This window comes from Vibrio sp. Sgm 5 (genome assembly GCF_026241575.1).
Lineage (GTDB): Bacteria > Pseudomonadota > Gammaproteobacteria > Enterobacterales > Vibrionaceae > Vibrio > Vibrio jasicida.
Window position 1 is genome coordinate 1 of sequence record NZ_JAPHPY010000044.1, and the last position, 21,386, is coordinate 21,386.

The window sequence follows — 21,386 nt, forward strand, 5'->3', positions numbered from 1 at the left end:
TGTCATCTTAGTGTTTCAATGAGGAATACTAAGTGCTCAGATCGCACACACGTGAAAGAGTTCAAAAAAATCCCCAAGCTACAAGCTTGGGGATTTGTGTATAAGAGACAGCCTTTTTGGGGCCTTTTTCATTTCTACATTCATCCTCGTTACAAATGTAGAAAAGGCTCTTAAAGAGCCTTTTCAAATCCTTCTGTTTGTATGTGGAGAGTTATTTGTAGAGACCAGATTGTTTTTCATCTCTGGCATCACGCCAACCACCTAACCAATATGACCGAGCATCAATTTGTTGATACGGACAAGCCTCTTGAGACCTCCCATTCAACCCAGCTTTATAGCCTTGAGATTGAGCTCGTTCTAGGCGATCACGCTTTTGTCTCTTCATAGTTAATTCCTCATACAGGTCCATTTACTAACGTACAGCTGATATTGTGAAACTTTGATGGAGCTTTTATGACTCCACTTATAAGAATCGATCAATTTGAGGATTTTCTCAAGGCATAAAAAAACAGAGGCTCATTTCTGTGAGCCTCTGCTTGATTTAAAAAATACTGACTATTTTCTACGGAACCCGAACAAACCTAGCATGGTCAAAGCCAACCAACCTAGACCCGCACCTTGTCGTTCTGCCGAATCTTCTTCAACGCTACGCGTTTCAATATCAGCAGCCGTTGCCCCAGCAATTGGAACTAGCTTAACGGCAACGATCTTCTCTTCACCATCACATGACGAGTTATGCGAGGTCGTTTTATAGCCACCACTACACATCATCGCTGTACCGGAAATTACGCCTGCATCGTTGATGTCCGTAGCATTAATGATACGGAATGCATTGTTCTCATCAGAGTGATCACCACCATTCGTTAAGTTATCTAAGAACCATGGCTTACCATCAAATAGTGTTGTAGAACGATCACTTGTCAGCTGTCCATCTTGGGTATACGGATAAATGAAACCACGTTTACGGCGAGGTTTACCATCATCTTCACGAGTGGCCTCTGCATCTAACTGACCCACAATTTCATTGTAAGCGTTAATACTACCCATGTGACCACCGGCGCCACTGAAGAAAATCCCTGTTGTTGGATAAAACGCACTAACAGACTCAGCAGTCACGTTATCAACGATAAACAATCGATTAGGAGCAGAGCCTGTTGGCATTAAATAACCACCGGAACGTTTTGCTTCACCAATGGCGACAAAATTGTCATTGACGTCGGTTAAGCGAGAGTTTGAATGGACTGTATCACCATCTATACGTTGCTGCGCACCACTAACTTGTTTATTTTCCCAAGTAACGCCTGCGATAGAACCTGCTGTCGGCAATGTACCAACAAAAACAGTCGCATTCATGTAGTTGTCATCTTTGTAAGTGTTGTAACCTACGCCATACACCTTGTTACCACTTTCAGCGATACCACGCATGCTGCCTTGCGCTAAACGCTCACCATCTTTCGCAGTTCCGCTTGGCCATTCAACCTGACTGACGGCTCCAGTTTGATCCCAAATCGCTGCTTTTGATGTGTGATGGGTCCCGTTATCGTTTGAGGCTTTCTCTGAGATACTACCTACCGTAAACTTGCCATCAGTACGCCATGCACGGCTAGCGACGACAGTTGCATCTTCATCGCTTGGGACTATTGTTGGAAGAACAGGAGCTACTACTGTGTTTCGAGTTTCCAATTCAGAAGAATCAGAGCTACTCACAATACTTTGGTTACCAACAGCCTCTCCGTCCTCGGTAAGGCTGTTAATGACATTGTTGTATTTGTTTTCGTAAGCGTTTTCATCGCCTTCGACGAATGCAAAAGCATTTGTTGTAAAGTCTTTACTTAGCTCTTTACTCCATGGCTGCCAATGAACTGATGCCCAGGACTCACATGTTGAATAACGACGTTCATTGTAACAATAGCGTTCGAAGTCGTCATATTCCTGTACATAATAGAAGCCAGAGTCCATCGCAAAAGGCACTTCCTCTCGGTAGCTAACACCATCAACGGCTTCACTTGCAGATAACGGTGTTGTACGAGTCTCGAGAGCAAGCTTGAATTGTTCTGGCGTACACCCTGCTGAATCGTTGAAACAACCTAAGGCATACGGAGTATCTGTACCAGGGTTTTCTACATCCCCCTGTTGGATCGCGACACCATAAGCTGTTGAGTAATCAATATTGTCCCCGTTGACTCCAGGATCCACCTCAACCACTTGATACAATGCTGCATTCGCATTCATTGCCGTGCCAACCATCATCGCGACGGCGGTCAATTTGAATTTGTTACTACAATTCATCGAATTCTTAACTGTCCTGTTGCATTGCTTCGAGTTCTTCCCATCTCTCGAATGCGATTTCCAACTCCTGCTCTACAGCAGCGAGCTGTTCCAATACCGGTTGAGTTTCTTCTACAGATTTGGCAAAAAACGATGGGTCATTCACCTGTTCTTGTAGTGCCTCAATATCCGACTCTAATTGTTCTAGTTTAGCTGGAAGAGCTTCTAATTCTCTTTGCAGCTTATACGATAACTTCTTCGAGTTGTTCTTAGGTTGCGTAGTTTTGGGAGTTTCCTCAACCACTTTATCTTTCTTCGCTGTTTTTTCAACCGAGCTGCGCGAAGCAAGAGCTTGTTCACGTTGCTGTCTTGCATCGTGATAACCACCAACAAACTCCTCAATTATACCGTTACCTTCAAAAATCCAACTGGTCGTTACTGTGTTGTCGACAAACTCACGATCGTGGCTAACTAATAGTAACGTACCCTGATAATTGGCAAGCATTTCTTCTAAAAGTTCCAACGTTTCGATATCCAAATCGTTAGTTGGTTCATCAAGAATAAGTAAATTGTTTGGTTTCAACAATATACGAGCAAGTAATAAACGGTTCTTTTCACCACCTGAAAGTGCTTTAACTGGCGTTCTAGCACGCTTCGGAGCAAACAAGAAATCCTGTAAATAACTCAATGCGTGACGCTGGCGACCACCAACCATCACTTCTTGTTTGCCGTCTGCTAGGTTATCGATAACCGTTTTTTCAGGATCGAGAATTTCTCGGTACTGGTCGAAGTAAGCCACCTCGAGTTTTGTACCGCAATGCAAACGGCCGCCTTGAGTTTCTAACTGACCTAATAGCAGCTTGAGCACGGTACTTTTACCGCAGCCGTTAGGACCAATTAGTGCAATACGATCGCCGCGCATAATGTTGAAGCTGAAGTTATCAACGATATTTTTACCGTCAAAAGCAAAAGAGATATTCTCTGCTTCAAAGACAATCTTGCCTGAACGAGAGGCATCATCGATGTTTAAGTTTACCTTACCCTGAACTTCACGGCGGTCACTGCGTTCTTCACGTAATTTTTTTAGGGCTCTTACTCGGCCTTCGTTACGAGTTCGACGTGCTTTAATTCCCTGTCGAATCCACACTTCTTCTTGAGCAAGTTTTTTGTCGAATTCTGCATTTTGCATTTCTTCAACACGAAGCATCTCTTCCTTCTCTACATGGTAGTTCTCGTAATCTCCAGGGAATGATGCTAATTGACCACGGTCGAGATCGACAATACGCGTTGCCATTGACTTGATAAACGTGCGGTCGTGCGAAATAAAGATGATCGAACCTTTAAAGTCTTTGAGGAAGCCTTCTAACCACTCAATGGTGGTCACATCAAGGTGGTTCGTCGGTTCGTCCAAAAGCAATACATCTGGATCGCATACAAGCGCACGCGCGAGTGCTGCTTTACGTTGCCAACCACCGGACAAATCCGTCAATTTTGTTTCGGGACTCAGCTTGAGAGCGCCCAAAACGTTATTAACGCGGTCATCAAAACGCCAAGCGTTCAAGTGGTCGAGTTGCTCTTGCACTTTTGCAAGACGATTAATGTTCTTTTCGCTCGGGTCATGCGTAACAAGATCAAGAAGATCATGGTAGATCTTGAGTAAATCGCCGACTTCTGCCAACCCGCCAGACACAAATTCGTAAACCGTGCCCTCTTGGTTACGAGGGGGATCCTGTTCTAAACGCGAAACCACCACATCTTGAGTCACTTGAATTTTGCCATCATCAAGCAAAATGTCTCCAGCGAGTACTTTCATCAAAGTTGATTTACCAGCACCATTTCGCCCTACTAAACAAACCCGTTCGTTTTCTTGTAGAGCAAATTCTGCTTTATCAAGCAGTGGATGGTCCCCAAATGCAAGTTGTGCATTATGAATGGTAAGTAATGCCATTATTTTCCAACCAATTTTTGAGTTGTTCCAAGTCAAACGGCCAGTTCAACTCAGAATTTTGATATTTTAACACAGGGATTGTGACGCCGTAACGCGAGAAGAGTTCATCATCTAGTGCAATATCGACAATGTTTGTGTGTTCGGCGAGACCTGCCTGACCCATAAGGTCATATGCCATCTCACAGAGATGGCATCCTTCAGTGCTGTATAGTGTGAACGCTTGTAACATCCTTTTATCTTTAATCCTTTGTTTATTCTACGTGAGACACTAACCAACAGTTGTGAATATGTTTATTGCGAGAGAAGTCTAGTGGCAATGTTTGCGAAGAAATATTCTGCGCTTTTAGCCCTAACTCTGCCAACGCAGCTTCATCCATTTTAAAGTGGCGTTTATTGTTTGAGAAAACGATCGTGCCACCTGAACGCAACAAACGCTTAAGATTGGTCATCAGCTTAATGTGATCACGCTGCACATCAAATGAAGTTTCCATACGCTTAGAGTTGGAGAATGTCGGTGGGTCAATAAAAATCAAATCATACTCACCTTTCGCATTCTCTAACCATTGCAAACAATCTGCTTGTTCAAAACGATGTTGACGACCAACACGACCATTTAACTGCATGTTGTCTTTTGCCCAGTTCAGATAAGTATTCGACATATCTACCGTGGTTGTCGAACGTGCGCCACCCATTGCTGCGTGTACGGTTGCACTACCTGTATAAGCAAACAAGTTAAGGAAGTCTTTACCCTGAGCCATTTCACTCAAGCGACGACGAGTGATTTTATGATCCAAGAACAGACCTGTGTCTAGATAGTCGTGAAGGTTTACGATCAACTTCACGCCGTACTCGTTCACTTCAAGAGTTTCAGACTCCTGACCTAATTTTTGATACTGGCTACGACCTTTCTGCTTTTCACGAACTTTAAGAACAACTTTATTCGCTTCAACACCTGTCACCTGAATTGTGGCACGGATGATATCGGTCAAACGGCGTTTCGCTTTCTCTTCTGGGATATTCTTCGGAGCTGCGTATTCCTGAATCACAATTTGGTCGCCGTAAACGTCGATTGCTACGTTGTATTCTGGAAGGTCTGCGTCATAGATACGGTAACAGTCTAACTTCTCTTTACGAGCCCACTTACCAATCTTACCAATGTTTTTCTTCAAACGGTTTGAGAAGTCAGGTGCGATTTGAACTATGGTACCGTTCGCTCCCTTCACTTCATCAGCGCTACGCTCTGCAATGCTGTAGTTCTTCTGGTGACACGGTAACGCACCGTTATTCAGTTTAAACTGTTTATCAGCACGCATGCGAAGACAGCTTAATAGTTCGTCTGAACTAGAGAAGATAGACGCGTTACAACCGCCAAATTCTGCTTTTAATTGGCCACCAAATGCTGTGTATAGCGCAATCAGACCTGGCTCAGTTCCAAGACGTTCACCATAAGGAGGGTTAGAAACGATAACGCCCGCTTCGAAACCAGCCGGACGGGTAAGAGTTGCAGCATCACCCTGAGCGAATTCAATCAACTCTTCGACACCAGCTCTGCGAGCATTGTCTTGCGCTACTTTCAGAACTCTTGGGTCGTTATCGAAGCCGAAAAACTTAGCGTCAACTTTTTTGACGCCACGACGAGCTTGTACATTAGCTTCAGATTTAATCTCTGCCCAAAGCTCAGGTTCGAAGTCTTCTAACGCTTCAAAGCCCCACTGTTTACGTTTAACACCTGGCGCCATGTTAGCGGCCATCATTGCTGCTTCAATCAATAAAGTACCAGAACCACACATAGGATCCAAAAGCGGTTGGTGAGTGTCCCAACCGCAGCGCATGATAATAGCTGCGGCTAGCGTTTCACGAAGTGGAGCTCGGCCAGATTCTGGACGGTAACCACGTTGATGAAGACCACTACCCACCATATCGACACCAAGAATCGCTTTGTCTTTATGCAGACGGACGTGAACACGGATATCCGGATTCTCTTTACTGATGTTAGGACGAGGGAGCCCTTTTTTCTCGAAGCAGTCTACGATGCCATCTTTTACTTTCATTGCACCATACTGGCTGTTGCGGATTTCGCGGTTAGTACCGTTGAAGTCAACCACAAAACGCTTTGAGCTATGGAATTGGTTTACCCAGTTGATTGCAGACGTTGAAAGGTAAAGGTCCATGTCGTCGTTACAGGTAAACTCCGATAAAACACGTACAAATCGAGACGCCAAGCGGCTCCACAAACAGCAACGGTAAATCTGCTCATTCGTTGCTTTAAATTTTACGCCTGCCTGTACTGGTTTGGCGTTTTCAATGCCTAGTTTAGTCAGTTCTTCAACCAGCAAGTTTTCCATGCCATTTGAAGTTACCGCGAGATATTGATTCATAGTGTTCTTTCGTCGATAAAAAATGGCTTTGATTATACCTGACTTTACGATCAATGCCTCGTTTTTAAAGGCTTTTTCGATTTGTTAGCGCAATCCATCACCAACCCTTTCTGCTGAAAGTCAAAACACAACGCCTGTCATCAAGAAATAAGTCTCTTTTTCACTACCTAATAAGAACAAGCCCTCCAGAAGGAGTGAATACTTATTTACCTTAAATTTGGTCTATACCAACCACGGGTTGGGCTTGTAGTTTACTTACAAAGTGAACATATAGGGGAATAAAAGGTGAAATATTAGGCGCCAAGTTGTCTAATTTAAGGAAACGCTAAAATGAAAAAAGTGAAATAAAAGTGAGCTGCTTCATATATGAGATACGAAATCCCCCTCACCTAGGGGTGAGTTTGGAGCATGTACTAGGAGAGATTTGGAAAATTCTAGGCAAAAAAAATCGACCTAGTACGGTCGATTAATGCAAACAAAGGAACGAAATACAAAGAAAATCAAAAAGGAAACTACCCTACCATTGCCATGGGTGTCATTATAAATAAGTGATTAGCACATGACATTCTGTCATGCATGACTTTGATAGGCTGGCCGAAACCAAGTGCTTTACTTCCATTGAGCAAGAACTCTTCTTGCCCTACATAAGCACAAAGGCTAGATGTATCACCTGCCTCAAGGACAATGAACACACCTTCGGAGTGTTGATTCGTTAAGAAAACCATATCCCCTTCTTCCGGTTCGTGATCGCATGCTTGAGCATCGAAGAACCAGCTCTTAGGCTGTACAGGTTTGTGGAAGCGTTTGGCGGCTACACAGTAAAGTGTTAACTCTGCTTGGCGGTATTCGTTTATGTCGAGACAGCGAATTCGTTCGTTGTATGTTTGAAACGCGCTTGCATCATCAACTGTGAATTCATTTTCTGAGAAGGCGCAATTGACCAACAGCTTACGGCATAGATTGGTTTGGAAAATCATTTCCTCCCCTAAATCCAGCATTAAGCAAGCTTTGTGCTCGTCAAAATACCAATTCCATTTGTCGCTGGGTTTAAGCATTATTCCGTTCTCTTGTGACTAATTAAACAGCAATAAGAGGTAAGACGCTTAATTACCTACTCATGATTTTTAAATTTTACAAACGAACGGACAAAAAAAAAGAGGAAACGAATTCCTCTTTTTTAGTAACAAGCGTCGATTTCTCAACGATTTAGCGATTGATCTTATAGATTTTTAACAATATCGCGTACGAGACCAGGTCCGTGGTAGATAAAGCCTGTGTAAACTTGAACAAGTTGCGCACCTGCCATCATTTTCTCTTTTGCGGCAACGTATGAGTCAACACCGCCCACACCGATGATCGGAAGTTTGTCGCCAAGCTCTTCATGAAGTTTACGCACAACTTCTGTTGAACGTGATTGAACTGGACGTCCGCTTAGACCACCCGCTTCGTTTGCATGTTTCATGCCTTCAACAACAGTACGATCCAGCGTTGTGTTTGTTGCTATAACGCCGTCAATGTTGTTCTTGATCAGAGACTCACAAATCTGGCTGATTTCGTCATCGCTCAAATCTGGTGCAATTTTCAGAGCAAGTGGTACGTACTTGGCATGCTTTTCTGCAAGTTCTGACTGTTTTTCTTTAAGTTCAGACAGTAATTCGTCTAACGCTTCACCGTACTGAAGTGAACGAAGTCCTGGTGTATTTGGTGACGAGATATTCACAGCGATGTAACCTGCGTACTCGTACACTTTTTCCATACAAATCAGGTAGTCCTCTGCCCCGTTCTCAATTGGTGTGTCTTTATTCTTACCAATGTTAATACCAAGAACGCAGTTGTATTTTGCCTTTCTCACATTCTCAACTAGATGATCCACACCTAGGTTGTTAAAGCCCATACGGTTGATGATACCTTCCGCTTCAACTAGGCGGAACAAGCGTGGCTTGTCATTACCTGGTTGCGGACGAGGAGTAACAGTACCAACTTCGACAAAACCAAAGCCCATAGCGTCAAATGCTTCGATACATTCGCCGTTTTTATCCAAGCCAGCAGCAAGACCAACTGGGTTACGGAATGTAAGTCCCATGCATTCTACTGGACGGTTCGGTAATTGTTGACGATAGAAAAGATCGAGAGGAGTGCCGTTGAAACGTTGGAAGTTTTTGATTGCAAGATCATGTGCCTTTTCGGCATCAAGTTGAAAAAAGCCAGTTCTGGCTAGACGGTAAAGCATTGTGCCTCCGAAAGAAAAAAGCCCCGTGTAAACGGGACAATATTATTTACTGTTTTTCGTCTCAATTCAATGAAAATGAATGAATTCAGCAAAATTGTACTTCTTATTTTAATTTTTCTTATAAAAACAGTCTATTATAGCGCTATTGCCTATACAAAACTGATGGCTTTTTCGTTAAAAGCAAACGATTTCACGCCATGAAAACTTAAACTCTACGTTACATTGTCACTAAGATTTGTGGTTTAGATTGCTTTAAGCATTAAAAAGCCTCGCATTTGCGAGGCCTTTATCTGAGTCAACTTACCCTATTCGTTCGAGGAACAATTTAGGTTAAGCAAAACCAACTCTCGAAGTGCTACTGAGAACTTCGCAAACTCATGAACTGAACCGACTTTAAATTCGTTTAGAATACTCTCCCAACGATGTAAAGACAGCTCATTCGTTGACATCCAATCCTCTAACGCTTGAATCACATCAAGATCTTCGCTTGAACAACCACAAGTCAACACTTGAGCCGTCAACTGACGTTGTTGCCAGTCTAGATCTTCACGGAATGCCGCTCGCGCCAATGCCTGCCAATTATTATCAACGGCTTGGCTATTGATTTGCTTCAAGAACCAGTGAAGTGATAAACGGTCACCCAAGTTAAAGTACAACTTCGAAGCTTGCTCTACTGTTTTACCTGTTTCGCTTGCTACTGTTGAAATATCCAGTGCTGATTGTAAGCTTGATAAACGAGCAACATGATGTGCTAGCTTCTCTTCTACTCCGCGTTCAACCCACTTCTTCGCAAGTTCATTGTGCTCTTCTACTTCAGACTCAACTAGCATGGTGTCTAGTGTTTCAGTGATAGTGTGAACATCGTCTTTATACAAAGCAACCAACTCAGTCACTGTGCTCTTACTGCTACGATTACGTAGTAACCAGCGAGAGATACGACGCAGTGCACGGCGTACGTAGAACATGATTTCGTACTGTGCTTCCGCTGTTGCAACGTTATCTAGAGCACGGGTTTGCTTGAGGATATCTTCCAATTCGAAGATTTCACGGGTTGCACTGTAAGCATTTGCGATATCAACCACACTCGCACCCGTTTCTTCTTGAAGACGAGTCACGAAATTACAGCCCATTTCATTAACCATTTGGTTAGCTAACGCCGTCGCGATGATTTCTGCACGCAGCGGGTGGTTCACCATTTGATCTTTGTAGTTACGGCGTAACTCACTTGGAAAGTAAGCAACTAGTTGTTTTCCATGGAATTCATCATTAGCAATCTCGTCAGCAACGAGTTGCTCTTTTAGAACCATCTTGCCGTAAGCAACCAACACTGAAAGCTCGGGACGCGTCAGACCAAGACCTTGTTTTTCGCGCTCAATCAGTGTTTCGTCGTCAGGAATGTATTCAAGCACACGATCCAAGTACCCAGCTTTCTCCATCGTATGGATAAAGCGGATTTGCTCTTTAACAATGCCAACACCTTGCTGTTCGGTCACTGAAATCGATTCAGATTGACGGTAAGCATCGTCCAACACAATTTCGCCGACTTCGTCTTCCATTGACTCAAGAATCAGGTTGCGTTGTTTAACCGTTAAATCGCCATTTGATACAAGGCCGTTCAAGAAGATCTTAATGTTCACTTCGTTATCTGAACAATCTACACCACCAACGTTATCCACAAAGTCGGTATTTACACGTCCACCTGTGGTTGCGTACTCGATACGACCAAGCTGAGTCATACCTAAGTTACCGCCTTCACCAACGACTTTCGCTTTTAAATCACGTCCGTCGATACGGAGCACGTCGTTTGCACGGTCACCAACATCGGTATGCGATTCGCTAGATGCTTTAACGTAAGTACCGATACCACCATTCCAAAGTAGATCCACTTCCATTTGTAGGATCATCTTAATCAGATCGTTTGGCGGCAAAGATGCTTTCTTAGTGCCCAACATCTTTTGGATTTCTGGTGTTAATTGGATCGATTTAGAGCGACGAGAGAAAATACCACCGCCCTTCGAGATCAAATCCGTGTTGTAGTCTTCCCAGCTTGATCGAGGTAGGTTGAATAAGCGATCGCGCTCTACCCAACTGGTAGCAGAGTCAGGATTCGGGTCAATGAAAATGTGCATGTGGTTAAACGCAGCTTGTAAGCGAATGTGCTTAGAGAGCAACATGCCGTTACCAAATACGTCCCCAGCCATATCACCGACACCAATAGCCGTGAAGTCAGTGGTTTGACAGTTGATACCCATTTCTCGGAAGTGACGTTTTACCGACTCCCAACCACCTTTCGCAGTGATACCCATTGCTTTGTGGTCGTAACCATTAGAGCCACCTGATGCAAACGCATCACCTAGCCAGAAGTTATACTCGTTAGATACAGAGTTTGCCAAGTCAGAGAAAGTTGCAGTGCCTTTATCGGCTGCAACAACCAAGTATGGGTCGTCCTCATCATGACGCACGACACTCTTCGGCGGAATGACTTCACCTTCGATGATGTTATCGGAAACATCCAATAGTGCGCGGATGAAGCGTTTATAACAACGCTGACCTTCGGCAAAAATTTCATCACGGTTAGTTAGAGTGTGCTGACGTTTACATACGAAGCCACCTTTTGCTCCCACTGGAACAATCACCGTGTTTTTAACTTGTTGAGCTTTGACCAGACCAAGAATCTCAGTACGGAAGTCTTCTTGACGGTCTGACCAACGCAGACCACCACGCGCGACTTTACCGCCACGTAGGTGAACACCCTCGATATCCGGTGCGTACACGAAGATTTCAAACGCAGGCACTGGCTGAGGAATGTCAGGGATTTCGCTTGGCTTCATCTTCAATGATAACCAAGGTTTTGGCTGCTTATCTTCGTCTAACTGGTAATAGTTCGTACGTAGCGTTGCTGTGATCATTTCCATATAACGACGGATAATACGATCATCATCTAGGCTTTCAACGCGATCCAATTGCTCGGTTATTTTCTTTATAAGATCGTTCTGACCTTTCTCACTGCCCTTGTGTTTTGGATCGAATCGCTTAGCAAATAGATTCACCAGACCTGTTGCTAAATCAGGGTAATGGCTCAGGGTATCTTCAATGTATTGTTGACTGAATGGGAAGCCAACTTGGCGCATATAGCGAGCGTATGCACGAAGAATTGAGATTTCACGACCAGACAGTGAAGCGCCTAGCAACAAGCGGTTGAAGCCATCACTCTCTAAATTTCCTGCCCAAATCGCCGCGAATGCTTGCTGGAAACGATCTCGAGCTTCACGAAGATCAACGGTCTTGTCGCTCTTATGCAGCATTGAGAAATCAAGGATCCAGAACGTTTGTCCATTGTTGGTTTCGATCTCATATGGTGATTCGCCGATCACACGTAAGCCTAGGTTTTCCAACATTGGCATCACGTCAGATAGGTGAATTGGCTCGTCGCGGTGGTATAGCTTCAAGCGCACCGCTTTCGATTCAGCCGCCTCTTCTTGCGGACGATAGAACAGCATGCCGAGTTTGTTGTCATCGCTTAACGCTTCTAGACGTTCGATGTCTGCAACCGCAGAACCTGGCATCATGTCTTCTTTATATGAACGTGGGAATGCGCTCATGTACTCTTTCGAAAGCGGAAGACCTTTGCTTTCACCGAAGTTAGCAATGATAGATTCTTTTAGGCGATCATCCCATGAAGTCGATACTTCCATTAAGTTCTGCTCAATCTTTTTCACGTCTACATCAATGTTGTTATTGTCTACACGAACAATGTAATGGGTTCTCGCCAGCGGGCTCTCTGAGAAGAAGGTCGTAAATTCAACTTCTTGCTCACAGCCAAAGTACTGCTTAAGAATACGTTGTGTTTGACGGCGAAGCTCGGTGTTGTAACGGTCTTTTGTCACATAAACCATGCAGCTGAAGAATCGGCCAAACGGGTCTTTACGAACAAATAGACGTAACAAGTCACGGTCTTGCATTTGCACGACGCCCATCCCCACTTCTAATAGCTCTTCTTCACGAGCTTGAAGCAGTTCATCACGAGGGTAGTTTTCTAGGATGTTGTGCAGCGCTTTGTACGAGTACGATCCATTGCGATATCCACTCGCTTCTAGAATACGATCCACTTTCTCGCGGATCAGAGGAATACTTTGTACCGCTTGGTTGTATACCGCAGAAGTGTAAAGACCAGTGAAACGGTGCTCACCAACCACTTTGCCATTCTTGTCGAATTTCTTAACACCAATATAGTCAGTGTAAGCTGGGCGGTGAATACGTGATGCTTGATTACCTTTAGTAATGATCAGAGCATAAGGCTTTTTTGCTTCAAGGCGTGCAGAATCTGATAATTCAGAAAGCTTGATGCTGCGAACGCGACTGTCATCAGCAAACATGCCAAGGCCTTTCTCTTTCACCGGCTGAAGCTCAGTATCACCATTGACACTGACAAGATCATATTCCTTATACCCCATGAAGGTGAAGTTATGATCCCCTAACCAGCGTAGGTATTCGATCGTTTCATCTAAACGATCTGTTTTCATTGAAACACGATCTTTATTCTTCTCAAGGTCGTTGGTAACGATCTTAAGTTTTTCAACCATTTGCTTCCAGTCATCAACGACTAAGCGCGTGTCAGACAAGATAGTGAGCAGCTCATTTTTTAACGCTTGCATTTCATCTTTGCTGGTTAAGCGATCAACTTCGATATGAAATAGCGATTGAAGGACGCCGCTTTCACCATTAATGTCTGTCACTTGCCCTTTCTTATCGCGTTCTAGTTGCGTTGGGTTGTTAAGCATTAAGTGAGAGACAAGATCGAGTCGCGTTAGCGCCATCTTGATGGAATCCACCAAAAATGGGCTATCTGGAACAACAATTTCAACAATAGTGTGAGTCGATTGCCAACCTTGGCGGCTGACTGCTGGGTTAAATACCCTTACAGAGATGTCTTCTGGTTTCTTTTCATTGACGTGATGCCACAAACTAACCACGGCACCATAAAGGTCGGATTCGTTTCGCTGAATCAAGTCATCATCAGCAATGTTACTAAATAAGTGTTGAGCAAGTTTAGTTACAAGCGGTTGGTGAGAAAGCTCGAGTTTGTCTTGAATTAGTTGGTATACCTTTTCAAGCAGAACCGGCACTACATTTTCACGCGCGGTCATATTCACACTCCACATTAGAATTGTTGTTTTGTAGGGGGACTTAACTTCGGGTTTTAGCCTCGAAACTAAGCATAGGTAATGCATACACTTATTGTAAAAGCATAATTACAAATGTTTAACAAAAATTCGCAGTGGTAAGAGGTGAAATGTTTGATTATGTGACTAAGATTCCTGTTTAACTCACTAGGAATATCAGGCATCACAGAGTTTCTAACTTTAGAAACTTATTATTTTGGTCAGTTGTGAGTCTAAAACGACCTCTAACGCCTAATTGACTAAGAAATGGTCTAAATCTTGATGCATCTAGTTGCACTCTTAAACCATTGTCAGTAATGACTTGTACCGAACTAGCGGCACCGGAATAGTGTGAAAGAAATGTTTGATAAGAGATATTGAGAGAGAAGTAATACTGGTTCATTAGAATGGATTATTGTCAGAACAAAAAACTAGGGTGACCTTAACGACCACCCTATTCTTTTGTCGATTATTCGTCTAGTGCTTTAGTCACTTTTTCGAATAGGTCTTTCGCTAAATTGTCCATCGCTTTAAGCTTTTCAAGCTCTGCACGGATAAGCGCTTGGCGGCCTTCATCGTATTTACGGAACTTCAATAGAGGATCGATCATACGAGACGCCACTTGTGGGTTGGTATCGTTCAACTGACGAAGGATCTCACCAGCAAACTGGTAGCCAGAGCCTGATTTATCATGGAAGCGCACAGGGTTTGCGTTTAAGAAAGAACCAATCAAGCTACGCGTACGGTTCGGGTTCTTCAAGCTAAATGCTTCGTGGCTCATGGTTTCTTTCACTTTCTCAAGTGCGTTTTCAACCGGGTTGTTGCCCTGAAGAACAAACCATTTGTCCATAACCAGACCATCGTGCTTCCACTTGTCACTGTAGTCCGCCATTATGGCTTCACGACATGCAAGTTGCGCATTGTTCGCTGCACTCATTGCCGCGATCGTGTCTGTCATGTTGTTTGATGACTCGTATTGCGCTTTCGCTAGTTCATTACCCTTCTCAGTATGAGCGAGGAACTGCAGACATTGGTTACACAAAGCTCGTTTACCAATAGCGTCGTGGTCAATGCTGTACTCTGCTTGGTTCAATGCATGGTAAGTAGCACTCAGTTCATCTTCTAGTTCTTTAGAAAGTGACACTGTAATGTTATTCAGTACTGTATCTACCGCATCAATATCAATCTGCTTATACCAACCGGTGATTTCGTTAATTGAAGGTAAAGACAGAACTTGTGCGATAAACGCTGGCTCAAGATTCGCATCAAGTAACACGCCACGGAATGCATCGATTAAGTCTTCTGATAGCTTAACCTCATCACCCGCTTGAACGTTAGTTACGTTTTGACGAATGTACTTCGCTAGCAGCATTTGGCTTGCATCCCAACGAGCAAAATCGTTTGTTGCGTGCTTCATCAAGAAGATCAGTTCATCATCGCTGTAATCGTATTCCAATTTAACCGGTGCAGAGAACTCACGAAGCAATGATGGCACTGGTTGTTCTGCAACGTTTTCGAATACGAAAGTCTGTTTGTCTTGCTTCACGTCCAGAACGTTGTGTACCGATTCACCGTTGATAACCAGTGGAATCACGTCACCGTTTTGCGCGTATAGCTCAATATCGAATGGAATATGTAGCGATTGTTTTTCTGATTGGTCGTGCGTTGCTTCAGTAAATTGCTCAACCGTTAGTGCGTAAGTTTTTGCTTCCGCATTGAATTCACTGTTTACACGAAGTGTTGGCGTGCCAGACTGGCTGTACCATAAACGGAATTGCTTAAGGTCAACGCCCGTTGCGTCTTCCATTGCATAAACGAAATCTTCACACGTTGCTGCAGTACCATCATGACGGTCGAAGTACAGTTTCATGCCTTTTTGGAAACCTTCTTCGCCAAGTAGCGTATGATACATGCGGATCACTTCGCTGCCCTTTTCGTACACGGTTAGCGTGTAGAAGTTATTCATTTCAATAACTTTATCCGGACGAATTGGATGCGACATTGGGCTTGAATCTTCCGCGAATTGAGGACCGCGGATAATGCGAACGTTGTCGATGCGGTTTACTGCACGTGAACCAAGATCAGATGAGAACTCTTGATCGCGGAACACCGTTAGGCCCTCTTTCAAACTCAGCTGGAACCAGTCACGACAAGTAACACGGTTACCCGTCCAGTTGTGGAAGTATTCGTGACCGATTACCGCCTCAATACCAAGGTATTCACGGTCAGTCGCGGTTTTTTCATTCGCAAGGACAAACTTCGAGTTGAAGATGTTTAGACCTTTGTTCTCCATCGCGCCCATGTTGAAGAAATCAACGGCCACGATCATGTAAATATCTAGGTCGTATTCAAGACCAAAGCGGTCTTCATCCCACTTCATTGAGTTGATAAGTGAAGTCATCGCATGACCAGCGCGATCTAGGTTGCCTTTGTCGACAAAGATTTCTAGGACTACTTCACGACCTGATGTGGTTGTGTATTTGTCACGTAGTACATCAAAATCACCGGCTACCAACGCAAACAAGTAAGCTGGTTTTGGATGTGGGTCTTGCCATTGAACCCAATGACGACCGTTTTCTGCTTCGCCTTCTGCAACGCGGTTACCGTTGCTAAGTAGGAACGGATAAATAGCTTTGTCTGCAATCACTTTTGTTGTGTATTTAGCGAGAACATCTGGACGGTCGAGGTAGTAAGTAATACGACGGAAGCCTTCTGCTTCACACTGCGTACAAAACGCACCACCTGATTTGTAAAGACCTTCAAGTGCCGTGTTTGCTTCTGGGTCGATTTTAGTAATGATTTCTAAATCAAATTCCGCAGGCAAATCACTAAGCACTAAAGAGGCTTCTTTTACTTCATGATGAGCCCAATCTTCACCATTTACTTTTACGGAGCGAAGCTCTAGCCCTTCACCGTCTAATTCTAAAGTTGTTGATTCGCCCTTTTGAACTACTTTTGATACTGCGGTCACGATAGTGTCGTTGTCGTAAAGATCAAACGTTAAATCGATATCAATAATCGCATGCGAAGGCGCTTGATAGTCTTTGCGATATTTTGCTTGGGGAGCTTGAGACATGTCCATAAATCCTTGTATATAGAACCACAAAAATACCAGGACCGGAGGCTCAAACACCTCACACTGGTATCACGATATAAGCTATTTGTAGGGGTTGTGGTATCAGAATACAAGTCTTTCTATAAAAAAACGGAGCTTTTAGTGGCTTAGCTCCGCTTTCTGTTTAACATTTAATCAACATCAGAATATTTCACTATTAATAAACCAGCGTGAAATAATGGAAATGAATCATTTAGGGTGTGACTCGATTGAGTACCGCATACATCTCTCCACTAGAATCCTCAATAGTAAGCTCGTTTTGGTTCAGCTTATAGCGCGTGCCATGCTCACCGTTTTCGTACAAAAGGACTAGGTGTTCACCCTCGGTATAAAAGACACCCTGTTTCACTGATTCTTCTCCGGATGCATTAGCGACACGGAACATAAAGACAAAATCAGGCTGGAGGATAAGGTCCATTTGATTGATGTTGTTCGCCAACATACCATCTCCTGCAACATGAGAGCTTGACCAAATGCCAGCTAGTGCATTGGAGAGTCCTTTGGTAAAAGTCACACCGTTTAGGTCAAGCGTGTTGTGGTTGTTTTGATAGGCGTAGATTTGCGGTTCATCTGTGTTTAACCCAAGAACAATGGTGTCCTCATTAGCGTTATATAGTCCTTCCCAATGATCGATAGAATAGTCTTTCTTTTGAATATCTATTGAGAAAGTATAATTAGAACCAAGTGTCAGTTTGATTGCGCGAAAATTCTCCGCTGAATCCTCAGGGTTTGGGTTCATTAAGTACCAATCCCCTATGAGAAAAGGAGTATCAAAGTGACTGAGTTCGTCTTCTTTGTTGGTTTCCGCACTAGAAACGCTAAAGCAGCAAAAGCTAAGTAAAATAATGAACCATTTCATAACGGTATCCTTATCGTTTTCTTTTAGCTTAGGCTTTAGATCTCACTTTCGCGAAATATTTGATCTACATCACGTAAATTGTTTAAGAAAATTAAGCGCAGAATTAACTCATTTGCAGTGAATACTCCTAGCGAAAAGCGCATAAAAAAAGAGCGAATCACTATGACTCGCTCTTAAACAACAGAATTGCTAGTTGTTATGACTAAATTTTTAGCCTTTTCAACATATCAACCATGACCGCTACTGATTCGTCCAGGTATACGTCTGGTGCTTCGTAGTCTTTCGGCACGTCATCCAAAGTCTTAAATGGTTTTTTGCCCATTGCAACTTGGCGTTCGTTGATGCGCTTCAAACGTAATGCTTCTGCTTCATCAGATTCTTCTTCACGAACTTTTTCGTTAAGAGACAATAAGTTATCATCCTTCTCTTTACGATACTTTTCGATATCTTCATTGATAAAACGGAACTCCATTTCATCAGCGATACGTTTGTTGTGAAGTTCTGTTAGTTTGGTAACCAAAGCGTCATTACTTGGGAACATCTGATATTTCGCTTTATCAATGCTGTCCCAAGGTAGTGCATTGTCCTCAACACTCTCTCCAGTTTCACTTGGTTCCACAGGCGTTGGATAAGCAATATCTGGAGCAACACCACGGTTCTGAGTACTTCCGCCATCAATACGGTAGAACTTTTGAATCGTGTACTGAACATACCCGAGTTCTTTATCGAAAAGATCATAAATATGATTCAATGAACGATGTTGCTGAACCGTCCCTTTACCGAATGAGTTTTCACCCAAAATCACGGCACGATCGTAATCTTGCAGTGCTGCGGCAAAGATCTCAGAAGCAGAGGCACTATAACGGTTAATCAATACCGTCAGTGGTCCATCATAGCTGACTTGACCATCAGTATCCGCGTTAACTTTGATGCGACCATAACTATCACGAACTTGAACAACAGGGCCTTCTTTGATGAATAGACCAGTCAGTGCCGTTGCTTCGGTTAGAGCGCCGCCGCCGTTGTTACGCAAATCGACGATAATGCCATCAACGTTTTTCGTTTTGAGTTCAGAAATCAGTTTATCTGTGTCTTTCGAGAGACCAACATAGAAACTTGGTACCTCTAGTACACCAATTTTCTTACCGTCTTTCTCTATTATTTCAGATTTGACTGCCCTGTCTTCTAAACGAACTTTGTCACGCACAATAGTGACAACGTAACTCTTAGCTTCTTTACCATCCGGCAAGATTTCTAGGTTAACTTTAGTCCCCTTAGGGCCTTTAATTAACTGAACAACGTCATCTAAACGCCAACCAATTACGTCAACAACATCTTCACCATCTTGCCCAACACCGATGATGCGGTCACCCTCACCTAACTGCTTACTTTTAGATGCCGGACCACCTGCAACAAGTGAACGAATCACTGTGTAGTCATCCGTCATTTGGAGCACCGCACCAATACCTTCAAGAGAGAGGTTCATCTCAGATTGAAATTGTTCAGCGTTGCGAGGTGATAAGTAGCTAGTATGCGGGTCTACTTCTCGAGCGAATGCATTCATGTACAGCTGGAAGGCATCTTCGTTACGAGTCTGAGTGATTCGCTTCATTGCGTTATTGTAACGCTTCTCTAAAACCTCTTTAATTTCTGGCCAGTCTTTACCAGTCAGTTTTAGGTTTAGAGCGTCGTACTTAACGCGTTTACGCCAAAGCTCATTTAACTCTGCTTCGTCTTTAGGCCAAGTCGCTTCAGAACGATCCAGTTCAATAAAGTCTTCAGTATCGAATTTGATTTCTTTATCAAGCAGAGTTAACGCATAGGCAAAACGTTCGAAACGTTTTTGCATCGAAAGGTTATAAACATCAAATGCAATCTTGTTGTTACCAGCTTTTAGCTGATCATCAAGACTGATCGACCAATCTTTAAAAGAATCAATGTCCGCTTGAGTAAAAATATTTCTATTGTAATCAAGCATTTCTACGTAGCGTTCAAAGATCGCTTTAGAGAAATCATCATTCAGATTGAAGTGCTTATAATGAGAGCGGGTAAATCGAGAAGTTACTCGTTTGCTGGCTGTTTCATGCTGAACTTCAGGAGCAAGAACCGGCAAGTCATCTTTGTTTAGTTTGGCTTCGAGAGCCTGAGCTGATGCTGCTAGCCAGAAGCTAGCAGCAATCAGTGTCACTTTTGAACGGCAATTCATGCGTAGGAGTATCTCCCTTATGCGCGCAAGTGCTCCGCTTTCACAACCATTTGCAGGCCGTTAGCAAGTTGAACACGTACATCTTCCTTATTGACTTCAACAATGGTCGCTGCCATGTTTCCTTTACCCATGTTCACGTTTACTGCATTGCCGATTGTGATTTCATCAGCGTTTAGCGCGCGTGTTTCAACAGGCTTACTTTCTTTTTGTACTTTTGGTTTGTTAGTACGACGAGGCTGTTGTGGCTTTTTAGCCGCAGGTTTCGCTTTCGCCTTACCCTCTTCACGAGCTTTTTGTGCTTGTTCTTTACGACGAGCCTGAACTTTCGCTTTGCTTTCAGCTAGTGTTGCTTTTGCGTGTTCTACGTGTTCTTCCTCTAGCTCACCACATGGGTTGCCATCTAGATCAACACGTACTGCACCTGGTTTTACACCGTGTAGGTAACGCCATGATGAAGTGTACTGTCTTAACGCTGCACGAAGCTGAGTTTTGCTTACTTTTTCGTCTTCATTTAGACGTTCCGCAAGATCTTGAAAAATACCAATTTTCAGAGGCTTTGCTTCACCTTCTAAAGTAAAGCACTTAGGGAAACATTCAGCAATGTATGCGATAACTTCTTTGCTGTTTTTTAACTTTTCAGTCATGAGGGTTCCTGGTTTGAGCGGATTTCCGCGAAGCATTAAGAAAAAATATTCTCGTATTATAGTGACATGCCAAGGAAAAACCACACTAGAGGACGAATTTATGCGTCGTTAGCGTGCGAATTAAGCAGCTTTTCTACTTCTGACATAAAATGAGTGAGTCCTTCCTCGTCTGTTTCATCGAATCGGCCGATATTTGGGCTATCAATATCCAATACGCCAGCCACTTCTCCATTGATAGTAAAAGGAATAACAATTTCCGAATTACTCGCAGCATCACAGGCAATGTGACCTTCAAACTCATGAACGTCGTATACTCTTTGTACGGTATTAGTTTGAGCAGCTGTACCACAAACACTACGCCCCATTGGGATACGAACGCAAGCAGGTTTGCCTTGAAATGGCCCAAGTACCAGTTCATTTCCTTTTTTAAGGTAAAAACCCGCCCAGTTGAGCTCGTCAAGCTCCATAAATAGTAGTGAGCTGATGTTGGCAAGGTTCGCGACGTAGTCTTTTTCTGACTCGATCAGCGCTACGGCTTGTTTGGTAAGTCTTTGGTATTGTTCTATGTTCATATTA

At 43.4% G+C, this 21,386-nt stretch carries 14 protein-coding genes; all 14 read right to left on the reverse strand.

The annotated features are described in order from the left end of the window. Nucleotides 1-211: 211 nt before the first annotated feature. On the reverse strand, nt 212-385 hold the full coding sequence (gene rmf / locus OQJ86_RS20240) for a ribosome modulation factor (protein ID WP_005532367.1): 174 nt from the start codon (nt 383-385) through the stop codon (nt 212-214). A gap of 170 nt (nt 386-555) precedes the next feature. Next, nucleotides 556-2,289, reverse strand: coding sequence for a DUF3466 family protein (locus OQJ86_RS20245; RefSeq protein WP_265989772.1), 1,734 nt, complete (start codon nt 2,287-2,289; stop codon nt 556-558). A 7-nt stretch (nt 2,290-2,296) separates the two neighbouring features. Beyond that, nucleotides 2,297-4,216: an ABC transporter ATP-binding protein gene (locus tag OQJ86_RS20250; protein ID WP_104036767.1), complete on the reverse strand. Its 1,920-nt coding sequence runs from the start codon at nt 4,214-4,216 to the stop codon at nt 2,297-2,299. Beyond that, nucleotides 4,194-4,445: a glutaredoxin family protein gene (locus tag OQJ86_RS20255; RefSeq protein ID WP_038881984.1), complete on the reverse strand. Its 252-nt coding sequence runs from the start codon at nt 4,443-4,445 to the stop codon at nt 4,194-4,196. The genes OQJ86_RS20250 and OQJ86_RS20255 overlap by 23 nt, the downstream gene beginning before the upstream one ends. Before the next feature lie 22 nt (nt 4,446-4,467). After that, the gene (rlmKL, locus tag OQJ86_RS20260) at nt 4,468-6,594 is read right to left on the reverse strand and encodes a bifunctional 23S rRNA (guanine(2069)-N(7))-methyltransferase RlmK/23S rRNA (guanine(2445)-N(2))-methyltransferase RlmL (protein WP_265989776.1); all 2,127 of its coding nucleotides are present in this window, start codon (nt 6,592-6,594) and stop codon (nt 4,468-4,470) included. 512 nt (nt 6,595-7,106) lie between these two features. Further along, complete coding sequence (locus OQJ86_RS20265) at nt 7,107-7,649, reverse strand: cell division protein ZapC (RefSeq protein ID WP_042603386.1); 543 nt, start codon at nt 7,647-7,649, stop codon at nt 7,107-7,109. Nucleotides 7,650-7,813: 164 nt separating this feature from the next. Next, entirely contained in the window at nt 7,814-8,824 is a 1,011-nt protein-coding gene (pyrD, locus tag OQJ86_RS20270; RefSeq protein WP_038872975.1) for a quinone-dependent dihydroorotate dehydrogenase, read from the reverse strand. Nucleotides 8,825-9,129: 305 nt separating this feature from the next. Next, nucleotides 9,130-13,971 (reverse strand): NAD-glutamate dehydrogenase, encoded by a 4,842-nt coding sequence (locus OQJ86_RS20275; RefSeq protein ID WP_104036765.1) that lies wholly within the window; start codon nt 13,969-13,971, stop codon nt 9,130-9,132. A 199-nt stretch (nt 13,972-14,170) separates the two neighbouring features. Next, nucleotides 14,171-14,389: a DUF2835 domain-containing protein gene (locus tag OQJ86_RS20280; protein WP_104036764.1), complete on the reverse strand. Its 219-nt coding sequence runs from the start codon at nt 14,387-14,389 to the stop codon at nt 14,171-14,173. Between the two features lie 66 nt (nt 14,390-14,455). After that, nucleotides 14,456-17,062: an aminopeptidase N gene (pepN, locus tag OQJ86_RS20285; RefSeq protein WP_265989781.1), complete on the reverse strand. Its 2,607-nt coding sequence runs from the start codon at nt 17,060-17,062 to the stop codon at nt 14,456-14,458. A 232-nt stretch (nt 17,063-17,294) separates the two neighbouring features. Then, complete coding sequence (locus OQJ86_RS20290) at nt 17,295-17,960, reverse strand: hypothetical protein (RefSeq protein WP_104036762.1); 666 nt, start codon at nt 17,958-17,960, stop codon at nt 17,295-17,297. A 202-nt stretch (nt 17,961-18,162) separates the two neighbouring features. Beyond that, nucleotides 18,163-20,166 carry a carboxy terminal-processing peptidase gene (gene prc, locus OQJ86_RS20295; protein ID WP_104036761.1) on the reverse strand — a complete coding sequence of 668 codons (2,004 nt, stop codon included), beginning with the start codon at nt 20,164-20,166 and terminating at the stop codon, nt 18,163-18,165. A gap of 17 nt (nt 20,167-20,183) precedes the next feature. Next, nucleotides 20,184-20,810, reverse strand: a complete 627-nt coding sequence (gene proQ / locus OQJ86_RS20300; RefSeq protein ID WP_038872990.1) for an RNA chaperone ProQ — start codon at nt 20,808-20,810, stop codon at nt 20,184-20,186. Nucleotides 20,811-20,908: 98 nt separating this feature from the next. Beyond that, nucleotides 20,909-21,382 (reverse strand): GAF domain-containing protein, encoded by a 474-nt coding sequence (locus OQJ86_RS20305; protein ID WP_265989784.1) that lies wholly within the window; start codon nt 21,380-21,382, stop codon nt 20,909-20,911. Nucleotides 21,383-21,386: the final 4 nt, after the last annotated feature.